Here is a 13,903-nt window from a genome sequence, read left to right as displayed (position 1 = left end):
CACATGCGTCAGCACTTTTTGCTCAAAAGAGTCCTTCTGTATTCCGTCGGAGAAATACCGCACATTTTCTTGAATACCTTGCTAAAATAATTCGGCTCGTGGTAGCCGATCTCAAAAGTGATTTCCTTCAAGCTTTTCTCCGAGTCAGCGAGCAGCTTCTTCGCTTTTTCAATCCGGCATTCCGTTAAAAAATCGATATAGTTGACCCCAAGCTTCTCTTTGAACATTTTACTGATGTAGATTGGGCTTAATCCCACTTTATTGGCAAGTGCATCAAGCGAAATATCTTCGTGTGAGTGTTCGACAATGTATTGTTTAATCTGCTGGATTTTATCGGACTCAAGCCGGTCATAGGCCTCCTCATGGGTCTGTTTCATCTGTCCGATCAAATGGCTTGTTTCAATCCGAAGCTGGCGGTAATCCTGCGCCTGGAGGGAATAGGTAGGCGTATCGATCTCAATGCCCAGCTCACTCATCACGCGGGAGGTCATCCAAAGCAGCTCCAGTATCCGCTGCTGCGCCTGTAAAAGATTCGTTCCGGCGTTAGCGTAGCTATGGATCACATCCATGACAGTATCCATCACAAGATCCCATTGCCCTAGCCGGACTTGATCAAATAACTGCTTTTCCCTTTGCCTGCCCAATTGCCCGTCACTGACAGCGCCAAGGGCTGGCATATCTCCGTAAAAACGATATTTTACAGGGAGGGACGTATCCATGGTGGCGTTCAATGCTTCCTGATAGGATCGCCTGATTTGGTCCAAAGAGCCATAGGCATTGCCAATCCCTACGAACCAGCGGGCACCGGAATCCGATTTCACAGCCGAAAGAATGTCCCTTGCCAGCGAAACAGCCTGGGCTCGAAATGAATGGTCTTGTTCACGAAAAATAATGATCGGCAGCTGACAGCCTGATAATGCTCCTACCCAGCCGCTTCCTGTTTTACGTACCTTCTCTTTGATCACCTGGTATAGATGTTCAGAGCCAGCAGGCAGCAAAACAACCATAACAAAGCTTTCCCTTGCAGACTGTATGCCTAGCATTTCCATCAGCAGATCAATATGGACTTCATGCACGTGATCATACAGCAGCTGCGTCACCACATCGGTTTCAACGACGCTCAATGCTTTTTCAAGCGCATCCTTCTGAAGCTTGTTTACAGCATGCGTTTCTCTCTCCGCTTCTATTTCCTCGAGCACTTTCCCGACGGTATCGAGGATTTCACTTGGCTTGCTGGGCTTAAGTAAATAATCCTTCACACCTAGTTTTAATGCAGAACGGGCGTAATCGAACATATCATAGGCTGTCACCATGACGAATTTAATGTCTAGATGAACGGCACTTATGCGCTCTATCGCTTCAAGGCCGTTCATTCCTGGCATCATGATATCCATCAAGATCAGATCCGGCATGAACTCCTCCACCAGTTCTACAGCAACTTTTCCATTTCTCGCTTGTTTAATGATCAGTTCTGGATAGGCTCTATGCAAAATGGCCTGCATTCCTTCCCGCTCAATCTGTTCGTCATCCACGATCAGGAGTTTTATCATATTCTTCGACCCTCCTAGTCTTCGGTATTTTTAAAACTACCTTTGTGCCGTTTCCAATCTCGCTATGAATCTCTAACACATTTTCATTCTCGTAAAATAACCGCAGACGTTTTACGACGTTGCTGAGTCCAATTCCAGTTGAATGGCCTCCGGACTGGACAATCTGCTGCCCCTCAAGGATTTGTTTGATTTTTTCCTCAGTCATTCCCGGTCCATCGTCCTCAATCTCAATCCTTACACTTTCACCTTCATCCGCAATCCGGAACCAAATCACACCGCCATCTTCTTCAGGCTCGACCGCATGAATGACGGCATTTTCAATGATCGGCTGCAAGGTCAGGCCCGGAATCTGCACCCCCAGGCATGATTCATCAATCTCCATATGGAGCTGAAGCCGTTCAGTGAACCTGGCTTTCTGGATGTCGATATACTGTTTTAAAACTGCCACTTCCTCATTTAACATGACAGACCTGTCCAGCCGCTTTAAGCTGTAGCGCAATAGTCCGGCAACATTCACAATCATATTGCTCGTTTCTTCTGAGCCTTCCAGATAGGCTTTCTTAGAAAGTGTATTCAGTGTGTTGAACAAAAAATGCGGGTTGATCTGGCTTTGCAGGCTGAGCAGCTGGCTCTCCTGCAGCAGGAGCTTATTTTGCTGGAGTTCCCGCTCGAGCTGCGCCTTCTCTTGTATTTCTGAAATCAAGTTATTGATATTCACCCTCATATGGTCAAATGTTTTGGCAAGAAAGGCGATTTCATCGTTGGATTCGACCTTAATTTGCAAATCGAATCTCCCCTTTGACAATTCATTCGCAGCTTTGGTCAGCTTCTCTACTGGTCTTGTGATACTTAACGAAATCCAATAGGTTAATAGCAAACTCAAGCTTGTAATCAGGAGGAGCAGCCATACGCCAAGCTTATTCAGTTCCTTTGATTGGCCAATGATTCCCCGATACATTAGTTCATATGTCTTCAGTTCTTTATCAAGCAAGGTGAGGGACGTCTCGGAAATATACATCGAGATCCGCGTCGCGTCGGAAAACTCTTGTGCTGAATCCTCCGTTTCCTTCTCAGACTGGAACAAAAGTGCCCTGTCTGCCGTTTCAATCAGACTATCCATCAGATTCATATAGTTCGTTAATGCAAAATCGTTTTCAGCATTTTTCAGCTTATACACATCGTATTTCGCAATGCGGATTTTCTCTTTGCTGTGGCTGATCCTCTCTAAATTGGCCGGGGAAGGAAGAAGCAAGTAATTATTCAAATCCGTCACCAGCTGCTGGCTTGCTATCGTTACCTCGTTAAAGCTTAAATATCTTTGCAAAATCTCATTATATTGACTTTGAGTTTTATGATTGTAGTATGTAAGCGCTATCCAAATTGCCGACATGAAGACCAGAACGACCATGGTGAGCATCCAAATTTTCTTCTGTATTTTGTTCATTTTTCGTCCATCGCTTTCAGCATCCGGATATCCGTCAAGTAGCCTTTATTATCGAGAGGAACCGTTTCATTCCTCAGCCATTTCATGATTAGATTGACACTCACCTTGCCCATCTCCTCGGGTGATTGCTCGATCACTCCATCAAGCTTCCCCCGCATCAGCAGCGAGAGCGAATCTGGAGCATCGTCGAACGTATAAATGTGGAAAGGTTCGACCTGTGAACGTCTGCTGATTTCCTGAATCATCGAACCAGCAATATTTGCATTGACTGCAATAAAACCATCTGCGTCAGGCGTCTTATTCAGCATATCCCTCGTAGTGGCGATAACCTGCTCCCTCGCCTCGGTAGTTTCCGCATTGATTGTCTGTATATCAGGATAGTCCTTGAAAACATCCTGAATTCCGTTAAGCCGCTGCTGCTGATAATATTCATGGCGGCTGTCAGACAGCAAGATAATTTTCCCCGACGCTCCCATGACAGAGAGCATCTCGCTGGCTATCATCCTTCCGGCCAGGTACTGATCAGATCCAACGTATGTCCTTCTCAGGCTCTCCGTCATTGGCACATCATTGGCTACCGTGATAATCGGAATTCCATAGAAGGCCGCTTTCACCTTCGTCAAATTCTTAAACTCTTCCGAATCCAATCCCTGCACAATGATTCCATCAACCTTTGAATGGATGGCAATTTCAACTTTCTTCAAAAAATCCTCCTGGTTCTTCCCATAGCTGCCCCATACCTCCAGGCTTGCCCCTTCATCTGTTGCCTGCTTTTCGGCGCCAGCTCCAACCTTATCCCAAAACGGTGTATCCAGCTCCTGCGTAATCAGCACAAGCCGGTATGGAGCCTCCTTTGAATCTGCAGTCTCAGGCATCTCCCAATCAAAGCGAAAAACCTTTACCGCGGACGAACATGTAAAATAAAAAAGGACAATGATTAAGAAAGAGAGTAGGATTATGCCTATTTTTCGCAAAAGAAGAATCCCCTTTTTCTACTAGTAAATTAGTTTCATAATACCATCTGCGGGAGAATGTTCAATACTTCTTGGACAATTCAGAAAAATACGTTGAGGAGGAGGGCTTAGGGGAATACTTGAAGGGTTTTTCAAAAAAAATAGCGATTCGATCGATGTCAAACTACTTGATAGATACGCAACTATTTAAAATTTCTTCATGGATTCAAGACTTTGTGGAATTTTTCATCGATTTGAGACTTTGTTAAATTTTTTTATAGATTCAAGACTTTGTGGAATTTTCCCTAGATTCAAGACTTTGTGGAATTTTTTCACATATTCAAGACTTTGTGGAATTTTTCATAGATTAGAGGCCATGTGAAACTCACCGTTCTTTACGTTCAACATGTCACACAGCCTCGACTATTTATAACCGTACTAAGCTTTTTTCCTGCGGGTCATGACATCAAAAATGACCGCTGCGGCCAATACTCCTCCGCGAATGATGTACTGATAAGAGATGCCTACCCCTAAAAGGTTCATCCCATTGGACAGCGATGCCATTACAATTGCCCCAATAATAGCACCTGTTACTTTGCCAACACCGCCTGCTGAAGAAACTCCGCCTACATAGGCTGCAGCAATGGCATCAAGTTCAAACAATGTTCCAGCAGTCGTAGTCGCCGATTGCAGGCGGGATGTAAATAAAATGCCTGACAGAGCAGCAAGCATCCCCATTGAGCCGAAAACCATGTACGTGATTTTCTTTACGTTGATCCCGCTGAGGTGTGCTGCTTCCGGGTTGCTTCCGACAGCGTAAATATGTCTGCCAAGTACTGTTTTCGTTGTCAGGAAGTGATAGACAAGAACAACAAGCAGCATGATGACAACCGTCCAGGAGAAACCGTTATAGCCTGCGAGAATCCAAGTAATATAGGCAATGATTGCTGAAACGAATACTAGCTTCAGAGTGAAAATTCCTTTAGAAACAACCTCAAACTGGTATTTAAGCTTATTTTTACGCGTGGAAATTTCACTGTAAATGTATAAAATGATTCCTACAATACCAACAATCAACGAGAGCAAATGCAGGCCATTCACTTCAACGATGGAAGGAATGAAGCCATTGCCGATTGCATTGAAATTTTCGTCCTTGATAATGATCGTTCCGGATTTCTCCGTTACCTGAAGCAAAGCGCCTCTGAAAATAAGCATCCCAGCAAGCGTAGCCACAAAAGAAGGAATACCGATCTGAGCGACCAAAAGGCCATTGAACATTCCTATAATGATTCCCAGCACAAGAATGATTGGAATCGTTAAATAGATGGGCACGCCTGCCTGTGTGAGCAGGATCGCAGCAATCGCTCCGAGAAAGCCTGCCAAAAATCCTACAGACAAATCAATGTGCCTGATGACAATGACCAGCGTCATTCCCACTGCGAGCACAGCAATATAACCAGCAGAATCAAGCAGATTGCTGATATTACGTGAGGACATGAAAAGCCCATCCGTCATAAGTGAGAAGGTAAGCATAATGAATAACAGCGCAATATACATTCCGTAGTCACGTATATTTACTTTGACCAACGACCTAAGTTCAGTAAAAAAGTTCAAAGGGATTACCTCCTATTGCGTAGCAAGCTGCATGATATTTTCTTGATTCGCCTCAGCTATGGACATCTCGCCTTTGATTTGTCCTTCCGCCATGACGTACACTCGGTCGCTCATCCCAAGTACCTCGCCAAGCTCAGAGGAAATCATGATAATGCTCATGCCTTCGCTGATTAACTTGTTCATGATTGTGTAAATTTCGAATTTGGCCCCAACATCGATCCCTCGTGTCGGTTCATCCAGAATCAAGAGCTTCGGCCCAACGAACAGCCACTTGCCGAGAGACACCTTTTGCTGGTTGCCGCCGCTTAAATTGCCGACCAATTGCTCGAGTGATGATGATTTGATGTTTAAGGATTTTTTGTAATCCGTTGCGACTTTTATTTCTTCATTATCGTTTATGACTCCATTTGTTGAGACACCCTGCAGGTGCGCAGCGGAAACATTGCTTTTTATATCCTGAAGCAAAAACAGGCCATCACCCTTCCGATCTTCAGTGACGTAAGCTATTCCCGCTTTGATAGCTTCTCTCGGATGCTTCAGCTTCCTTGTAGAACCATCTAAAAGCAGATTTCCCTGCACCTTATATGATTTTGGATTGCCAAAAATGCTTAATGCCAGTTCAGTCCGTCCTGATCCCATCAATCCGGCTATCCCGACGATTTCACCCTTTTTCACATGGAGATTGGCATCCTTTACAACCTGGCGGCCAAGCTGTGCATCGTAAGCCGACCAATTTTTCAATTCAAGAATTTTTTCCCCGAAGGTTTTGTTCGCTCTCTTAGGATAAATATCCTCAATATCCCTGCCGACCATATTCTTGATGATAATGCTTTCCGATACTTCCCCTTTGGAGGCGTCCAGAGTACAGATCGTCCGGCCGTCACGGAGAACGGTTGCCTGATCGGCAATTGAAATGACTTCCTTCAGCTTGTGTGAGATCATGATGCAGGTGATTCCCTGATTTTTCAGGTCTCCCAATAACTCCAGCAGGTTTTCGCTGTCGTCTTCATTAAGTGCGGCAGTTGGTTCGTCAAGAATGAGCAGTTTTACATTTTTGCTTAGCGCTTTCGCAATTTCGACCAGCTGCTGCTTCCCTACGCTCAAATCCTTTACAAGCGTTTCCGGGTTTACATTCAGCTTCACCTTTTTCAGCAATTCCTTCGCTTTCACGATGGTCTGGTTCCAGTCGACGATTGAGCCACGCTTCACTTCGTTGCCCGCGAAAATATTTTCATATACCGTAAGATCAGGGAACAATGCTAACTCCTGGTAAATAATTGCGATGCCCGCATTCACGCTGTCACTGATTCTATTAAACTGCTGCACAGCTCCTTCGAAAACGATATCACCCTCGTATGTGCCATAGGGATACACGCCGCTGAGCACCTTCATCAGGGTGGACTTTCCTGCTCCGTTCTCCCCTATCAAACAGTGAATCTCGCCTTTTTTCACTTTAAAATTAACATCGGAGAGCGCTTTGACCCCTGTAAACTCCTTGGATATCTGATTCATCTCCAAAATATATTCGCTCATCCTGATCCCTCCCTTAACCAAACAACTGATGCATTTGCGAAATAGTGGCAGAATGTCCTGCCACTATTTCGCGCAAATATTGAGTATTATTCTAAACCTGTAAAGTCGTCTGCCTTATAGTACTTAGAATCAATCAGTTCTTTTTTCACATTTTCCTTATCAACAACGATGACGTCAGTTTGTTTTGCTTTTACATCGATTTTCCCGTTATCGTAAGATCCTGTTGTTTCAGGCTTTTTGCCATCCAGTACTGTAACCGCCATATCGATTGCATCTTTTACTAGAGTACGCACGTCTTTGAAGACAGTCATAGATTGCTTGCCATCAATGATATATTGGATTGATGCTTTTTCCGCATCCTGTCCTGTTACGACAAAGCTTGATACATCTCCATCTGATGCAAAAACATCAGCGATTGAACGAGCGGTGCCATCATTTGGTGCAAGAATTGCTACATCGCCTTTCATATCAGCGCTTGCTGCAGTCAAATGTGTTTGAGCTTTATTTTTAGCTTCGTTTGCATCCCAGTTTGTTGTGACCTGGCCAAGAATCTTGCTTAGCTCATCTCGAGAAAGCTCAGCTTTATCCTTCAAAGATTCAGCCTCGCTTGAGTTTGCGATTTTGAATGTGCCATCAGCAATCTTAGGCTGAAGTACCTTCCAAGCACCTTCGAAGAACAAGAACGCATTGTTGTCAGAAGCAGCACCAGCGTATAAGTACAATGGCACGCTAGAACCCTTTGCATTGTCGATCAAGTATTGCGCCTGTGCAGCACCTACAGCCAGGCTGTCGAACGTTACATAGTAGTCAACAGCATCTGTATTTGTAATAAGACGGTCATAAGCAATAACCGTGATGTCTTCCTTTTTAGCGGCTTCTACGGCAGCAGCTGCAGCATCGCCATCCTGAGGACTGATAATCAGAACCTTGATGCCTTTGTTAATCAATGTTTCAACGTTTTCCTTTTCCTTTGCGGACGATCCCTGGCTGAATAAAATTTCAGTGGAATACTTTGTATCCGCTAAAGCATCTTTAAATCGCTGCTCATCCTGCACCCACCGAGGCTCATCCTTTGTAGGCAACACGATTCCGACGTTGACCTCGCCTCCACTGTTGTTACATCCAGCAGCCAAGACCGTAAACATCATGACAACCAGCATAAGAGATATCAATTTCCAAGCTTTCTTCATTACCATTCCCCTTTCAAACTTGTATTTATATGCTTACAAGTCCATTATATCTAGGGAAAAAGCCTGTGAAAGCGCTATCACTAGCACTCTTTTAATATCACCTATACTTTTTTGTTGTGGACTGGCTGCAGGAGGATTTTAGGGACGAAGTGGAGGCCTCTTCTTTGAAAAATGATGGAGATTGGAGGATCAGTGACCAATCTAAAGCAACATAAAAAGCCTTACTTTTTGTCAGCTATAAAAACCTTCCCCTTGTCTCTTTTATTACTTTGAAGTTACAAATGATTAACAACCTTCAGGAAATGACTCTCTAGAACGAAGTGTATAATGATAGAGGGAAACGAAAAGTTGGTTAGGGACATTTAAATCAAAAATTAGGAGGACTAGGGATGTTTGATATGGATCCATATATAGATAAATTCGCTACGGTAAAAGTAATTGGAGTAGGTGGCGGTGGAAATAATGCCGTTAATCGGATGATTGAAGATGGTGTACAAGGTGTAGAGTTTATTGCTGTCAATACAGATGCACAAGCACTTAATATGTCAAAAGCGGAAATCAAGATGCAGATCGGTAATACATTGACAAGAGGATTGGGTGCAGGCGCAAATCCCGAAATTGGCAGAAAGGCAGCCGAGGAAAGCAGACAAGAACTTCAGGAAGTGTTAAAAGGCGCGGATATGGTTTTCGTGACAGCTGGTATGGGTGGAGGCACTGGTACTGGAGCTGCACCTGCTATTGCCCAAATCGCACGTGATGTTGGTGCTCTGACCATTGGTGTGGTGACGCGTCCATTTAAATTCGAAGGAAACAAGCGTGCACAAAATGCGGCAGCCGGAATTAAAGAGATGAAAAAAGCCGTGAACACATTAATCATCATTCCAAACGAACGATTATTGGAAGTAGTCGACAAAAAAACGCCGATGCTCGAAGCCTTCCGTGAAGCAGACAATGTCCTCAGGCAGGGTGTTCAAGGTATCTCGGATTTAATTGCTGTACCAGGTTTGATTAACCTTGATTTTGCTGACGTAAAAACAATCATGTCTTTTCCAGGAACAGCATTAATGGGGATCGGTGTTGCCTCTGGTGATGGCCGTGCCGTCGCAGCAGCGAAGAAAGCCATCTCCAGCCCATTGCTTGAGACCTCCATCGATGGAGCTCAAGGTGTATTGTTGAATATAACTGGCGGCAGAGATTTAAGCCTGTATGAAGTACAAGAGGCAGCAGATATTGTAGCCGAAGCAACCGGCCAGGAATTAAATATGATTTTTGGTTCCGTCATTAACGAACAGCTTGATAAGAATATCATGATTACAGTGATTGCTACTGGATTCAACCATGACGACGAACTAACAGCCAACACCTCTCAACGTTCTTTAACAGAAGGAAACGGAACGTACCAATCTCAAAGACACACAGCACGGCATGGGAATGCAACTTACAAAGAACCTTCTAATTACGAAAACCCTGTAAAATATATGGAACCTATAGAATATGAAGAATACGGTGAATATGAAGAACAAGGAAGATATGAAGAACCTGTACAGCATGATCGACAAACGCAAAAACAAGAAGACCCACTAAATATTCCAGCCTTCCTTCGTAAAAGGAGCAGAAGGAGATGAATTCACAAAAAGCATCCTTACGATTAAGGATGCTTTTTGTGTGTTCAGAGAATAATTTGAGCTATCGAGGTGGTCATGTTTTATTTTTACTAAACTCCCAAAATTTATAAAAGGAAGCTACCTCATTGCAGCAGCTTCCTTTTTTGTGTCATACAATCGTTGCTAGACTTTCTTGGTTATTTCATCTTTGCCAACTTCTTATTGATTTCAGCTATTTCCTTCTCGACCTCGTAAAGATTTTTCTGCATCCGGTCCCTGCGAGCGGTGAGTACACTTATCTGTTGCTTAAGTTCTTCTTTTGTTGCAGTCATTAACCCCTTGCCCTCCATTGAATGTTTATATTAGGTCAACTACTCGGATTCGATACCATCGTAGTCTCCCTCAAAGGTGGTGCGATTATAAAAAAAGACTTCTTTTTTCGGGAATCCTTTTATTCCGATTTAATGGTTTTTAAAGGCGCGAAGGTCTCCTCCTCCATAAAAGAAGCAAAGTGCCGCAGCTCTTCGCTTCTTTTACTGAATTCCCTTATTGATAAATATGAACAAACGGTTCATCCTGGTCTGGTTTCTTAACAATCAATGCTTCCGGTCCCATGACAGAGGATATGTTGACCTGCACCGAGACATAGCTCGGGAAATGCTCCATTACGAGCCCTGTTACGTACTGGGTGAATCCAATGGCTTCAGCTTTTCCGTAGAACTGGATTGGAATATTGATATTCAGCTCCTGAAGCTGGCCATCTAGATAAAATCCCTTTCCAATGACGCCATTGAAGTTAGGAAAATAGGTTTCTACATCTTGTTTGAAGTTCTGGAAAAAGGTTAAGTCATCCCTGTGGTCCTTCTGTGCCTGATCTGAAGGGAACAGGATATATTCTTCCTTTACATCCTTCCAGCTTCCGATATTGTTGCTTCCCTGGGAAACCTCGGCATATGCAAAGAAGTTTCCTGGAACGACAGACGATCTGCTTTGCTGTTCGAACAGGCCGACTGTGATCGGCACATCTCTTAATTCCTTGATTCCTCTTAGCCTGTTGACAACTTCCTGGGCCATTTTCTTGCCTTCTCTTTCAAGGACGGCACGGGAAATATTTTTTTCATAAACAGCGCCATACTTTTCCTTCGTGTAGTAGTGAACGGAATTCAGCGCCAGCCCGATTGACACGCCGCCTAACTGGTACGTTCCCTTTTCTCCGCCTACTTTTACAAGGTAGTCGTGCTCAAGGATGTGGGCGAGGTAAATCGGGTTCTTTTTATTTCGTTCATGGACATCACCTGTACCAGAATCCAGCGGGTTCAAGCCGATATTGTCCTTTTTCTTCAGGCCTTCTTTCTTTAGCTGGTCCTCGGTGAACTGGCGGTTCAGCCACAAACCAACTGTCCGTGAATCAAGGTACTGCCCTTCCTTGAAAACGTATTGATCTGTAGAAAATGAATTTTGCGCAATGCGCATCAAGCCGGTTTCGAACTCGGTGATGTCATAACGCGTATTTAAATTATTTACGACCATGCCACGAGCTTCCCCTGGCTCAAACGGCATGATGGTCCGGTAATATTCGTCCGAAATCTTGTATTTCGGGATAATCGCTTTTTCTTTCGTATCATCATCCTTCTTCTGGACGACCTCTTCCTGCTTTTGAAAATTGGGGGCACAGGCCGTCAGCAAAAGGACAAGAGATAGAGCGACCATTGAGAGCTTCCTCATGGCGTTTACACCTCTTACTTATTTGCTATTTACGCAAAGGTTATTTTTTTTTACGTATATAGTCATATTTTCGCATATCATAACGCTTCGTGCTCTTTTCGAGTAACCTTCTTGACAAGAATTCAGTAAGATTCGTAAAAATCCAGAAGCCGATTTTTACTCTTTTATTCAAAAGCAACTAATTTACGAAAAGAGCTTACTTATTTAATTCTTCAAGCATTCTCTCCTCGTTCCACACTTCAATCCCTAGGCTTTCTGCTTTTGTCAGTTTCGATCCGGCATCTTCACCTGCGATGACCAAATCTGTCTTCTTGCTCACGCTTCCGGCTACGTTGCCGCCAAGCGCCTCGATTTTTTCCTTCGCTTCGTTTCGTGACAGTTGCTCAAGCTTTCCTGTCAGCACGACCGTTTTACCAGCAAAAAATGAATCCGAATCTTCAACGGAAACCTTTCTCGGACCTTTATATTCCGTGTTAACGCCAACAGCCTTCAGCTCAGAAATTAATTCTTTTACTTCATCATTATCAAAATACATGACAACTGAATCAGCCATCTTGTCGCCGATTTCGTTGATCGCTGTCAATTGCTCACGTGATGCCTCCATCAGCTGGTCCATCGTGCCAAATTCCTGAGCAAGCGTTTTGGCTGCTTTTGCCCCGACAAGGCGGATGCCAAGTCCGAATAATAGCTTTTCAAGCGAATTCGCTTTTGAAGCTTCGATCGCTGACAGCAGGTTATTGACGGACTTTTCGCCCATCCGCTCAAGCGCAAGCAGTTGTTCACGAGTCAGTTTATAAATATCGGCAACATCCTTAATCAGCTGTTCTGCAAAAAGCTGGCTGACTACTCTTTCGCCAAGACCATCAATGTTCATCGCATCACGAGAAACAAAGTGGATCAGACCTTCCCTTATTTGCGCCGGGCACTTAGGATTGATACAGCGAAGGGCGACTTCCCCTTCGATCCTAACAAGCTCGCTTTCGCATTCAGGGCAATGGGTAGGCATATGGAATTCAACTTCCTCACCAGTCCGTTGCTCTGCAAGAACGTTCACAACCTCCGGAATGATGTCCCCGGCTTTTTTCACGACCACTTTATCGCCGATTTTTATATCCTTTTCACGGATCAGATCTTCATTGTGCAACGATGCTCGTCCAACCGTCGTACCCGCAACCTGAACAGGCTCGAGAATGGCAGTCGGAGTGACAACGCCTGTACGTCCGACACTCAATTCAATATCCTTCAAAGTTGTGACGACTTCTTCAGCCGGGAACTTGAAAGCGATGGCCCAGCGAGGGCTTTTCGCGGTGGTACCAAGCTCTGCCTGCTGGTCAAACGAATCGACTTTAATGACGATGCCATCAATATCATATGGAAGATTCGGGCGCTTTTCGACCCATCCGTTCACATATTCAATGACTCCCTCGATATCAGCGACTTTACGGCGTTCTTTATTTGTCTTGAAGCCCATCTTTTCTAAGAAATCCAATCCCTCACTGTGAGATTCAATTCCTGTATTACCTAAATTGGCGATTCCATAAAGGAATACATCCAGATTCCGTGATGCAGCAATCTTCGGATCAAGCTGGCGGAGCGAGCCTGCAGCTGCATTGCGCGGGTTCGCAAATGGCTCTTCTTCTTTTTCCAGCCTTGCTTTGTTCAATGCTTCAAAGGATTTTTTCGGCATGAACGCTTCACCGCGAACCTCCAGGGAAACTGGCTCCTTCAAGCGAATTGGCACGGAGCGGATTGTACTAAGATTAGACGTAATATCCTCACCTGTCGTTCCATCGCCACGAGTTGCACCGCGGACAAACATCCCATCTTCATATATAAGAGAAACAGCAAGTCCATCGATTTTCAGCTCGCATACATATGAAACATTATCTCCCACACCCTGGCGTACACGGCGGTCAAAGTCGCGAAGGTCTTGCTCATCAAAAGCATTGCCGAGACTTAGCATTGGGATTGCATGCTGCACCTTGTTGAACATCGATAAAATCTCGCCGCCGATACGCCTTGTTGGAGAATCCGGCGTCTGCAATTCAGGGAACTGCTCTTCGATTTCAATCAATTCTCTTAATAATCGGTCGTATTCTGCATCCGGAACCGACGGCTGGTCGAGAACATAATATTCATATCCATATTGATTAAGCAGATTTTGCAAATCCTTGGCCTTTTTTTCAGCACTCTGAAAATCCATAAATCCAGCCCTTTCATAACCGAAAAGCTCAGGGCGCCTTGGTCAGCCCCGACAAGCGCTGGCCGACTAAAACCGCCACGTCCTGTG

Annotated in this window: 10 protein-coding genes; 1 reads left to right on the top strand and 9 read right to left on the bottom strand. The window is 44.4% G+C overall.

Going from position 1 to position 13,903, the window contains the following annotated elements:
- Nucleotides 1–8 precede the first annotated feature (8 nt).
- The 6 genes from V7654_RS04815 to V7654_RS04790 all read right to left on the bottom strand — a co-directional run bounded on the left by V7654_RS04815 (nucleotide 9) and on the right by V7654_RS04790 (nucleotide 8,284).
- A complete protein-coding gene (locus V7654_RS04815) occupies nucleotides 9–1,550 on the bottom strand; it encodes a response regulator transcription factor (protein ID WP_335428916.1) in 1,542 nt (513 codons plus the stop codon).
- Nucleotides 1,525–2,994 carry a sensor histidine kinase gene (locus V7654_RS04810; protein WP_335428912.1) on the bottom strand — a complete coding sequence of 490 codons (1,470 nt, stop codon included), beginning with the start codon at nucleotides 2,992–2,994 and terminating at the stop codon, nucleotides 1,525–1,527. Before V7654_RS04810 ends, V7654_RS04815 begins: the two co-directional genes overlap by 26 nt.
- Entirely contained in the window at nucleotides 2,991–3,968 is a 978-nt protein-coding gene (locus V7654_RS04805; RefSeq protein ID WP_335428910.1) for a sugar ABC transporter substrate-binding protein, read from the bottom strand. The genes V7654_RS04810 and V7654_RS04805 overlap by 4 nt, the downstream gene beginning before the upstream one ends.
- Before the next feature lie 417 nt (nucleotides 3,969–4,385).
- Entirely contained in the window at nucleotides 4,386–5,561 is a 1,176-nt protein-coding gene (locus V7654_RS04800; RefSeq protein WP_335428909.1) for a sugar ABC transporter permease, read from the bottom strand.
- Between the two features lie 12 nt (nucleotides 5,562–5,573).
- Nucleotides 5,574–7,094, bottom strand: coding sequence for a sugar ABC transporter ATP-binding protein (locus V7654_RS04795; RefSeq protein WP_335428907.1), 1,521 nt, complete (start codon nucleotides 7,092–7,094; stop codon nucleotides 5,574–5,576).
- A gap of 86 nt (nucleotides 7,095–7,180) precedes the next feature.
- Complete coding sequence (locus tag V7654_RS04790) at nucleotides 7,181–8,284, bottom strand: sugar ABC transporter substrate-binding protein (protein WP_335428906.1); 1,104 nt, start codon at nucleotides 8,282–8,284, stop codon at nucleotides 7,181–7,183.
- A 389-nt stretch (nucleotides 8,285–8,673) separates the two neighbouring features.
- Between V7654_RS04790 and ftsZ the strand changes: the two genes are divergently transcribed.
- Entirely contained in the window at nucleotides 8,674–9,909 is a 1,236-nt protein-coding gene (gene ftsZ, locus V7654_RS04785; protein ID WP_335428905.1) for a cell division protein FtsZ, read from the top strand.
- Between the two features lie 176 nt (nucleotides 9,910–10,085).
- Here ftsZ and V7654_RS04780 read toward each other — a convergent pair whose 3' ends face one another.
- The 3 genes from V7654_RS04780 to ligA all read right to left on the bottom strand — a co-directional run bounded on the left by V7654_RS04780 (nucleotide 10,086) and on the right by ligA (nucleotide 13,816).
- The gene (locus V7654_RS04780) at nucleotides 10,086–10,220 is read right to left on the bottom strand and encodes a hypothetical protein (RefSeq protein WP_335428904.1); all 135 of its coding nucleotides are present in this window, start codon (nucleotides 10,218–10,220) and stop codon (nucleotides 10,086–10,088) included.
- 214 nt (nucleotides 10,221–10,434) lie between these two features.
- A complete protein-coding gene (locus tag V7654_RS04775) occupies nucleotides 10,435–11,613 on the bottom strand; it encodes a CamS family sex pheromone protein (RefSeq protein WP_335428903.1) in 1,179 nt (392 codons plus the stop codon).
- A 196-nt stretch (nucleotides 11,614–11,809) separates the two neighbouring features.
- A complete protein-coding gene (ligA, locus tag V7654_RS04770) occupies nucleotides 11,810–13,816 on the bottom strand; it encodes an NAD-dependent DNA ligase LigA (protein WP_335428902.1) in 2,007 nt (668 codons plus the stop codon).
- Nucleotides 13,817–13,903: the final 87 nt, after the last annotated feature.

Origin of the sequence: Bacillus sp. JJ1609, assembly GCF_036967045.1 — a bacterium.
GTDB lineage: Bacteria > Bacillota > Bacilli > Bacillales > Cytobacillaceae > Mesobacillus.
Note: the sequence above shows the minus strand (reverse complement) of the source record. Positions and strands in the feature narration are given on the sequence as shown.

Excerpts from the sequence above, each read along its gene's own strand:
- V7654_RS04815 (WP_335428916.1), bottom strand. The coding sequence starts at position 1,550 with ATGATAAAACTCCTGATCGTGGATGACGAACAGATTGAGCGGGAAGGA.
- V7654_RS04810 (WP_335428912.1), bottom strand. The coding sequence starts at position 2,994 with ATGAACAAAATACAGAAGAAAATTTGGATGCTCACCATGGTCGTTCTG.
- V7654_RS04795 (WP_335428907.1), bottom strand. The coding sequence starts at position 7,094 with ATGAGCGAATATATTTTGGAGATGAATCAGATATCCAAGGAGTTTACA.
- V7654_RS04790 (WP_335428906.1), bottom strand. The coding sequence starts at position 8,284 with ATGAAGAAAGCTTGGAAATTGATATCTCTTATGCTGGTTGTCATGATG.
- ftsZ (WP_335428905.1), top strand. The coding sequence starts at position 8,674 with ATGTTTGATATGGATCCATATATAGATAAATTCGCTACGGTAAAAGTA.
- V7654_RS04780 (WP_335428904.1), bottom strand. The coding sequence starts at position 10,220 with ATGACTGCAACAAAAGAAGAACTTAAGCAACAGATAAGTGTACTCACC.
- V7654_RS04775 (WP_335428903.1), bottom strand. The coding sequence starts at position 11,613 with ATGAGGAAGCTCTCAATGGTCGCTCTATCTCTTGTCCTTTTGCTGACG.
- ligA (WP_335428902.1), bottom strand. The coding sequence starts at position 13,816 with ATGGATTTTCAGAGTGCTGAAAAAAAGGCCAAGGATTTGCAAAATCTG.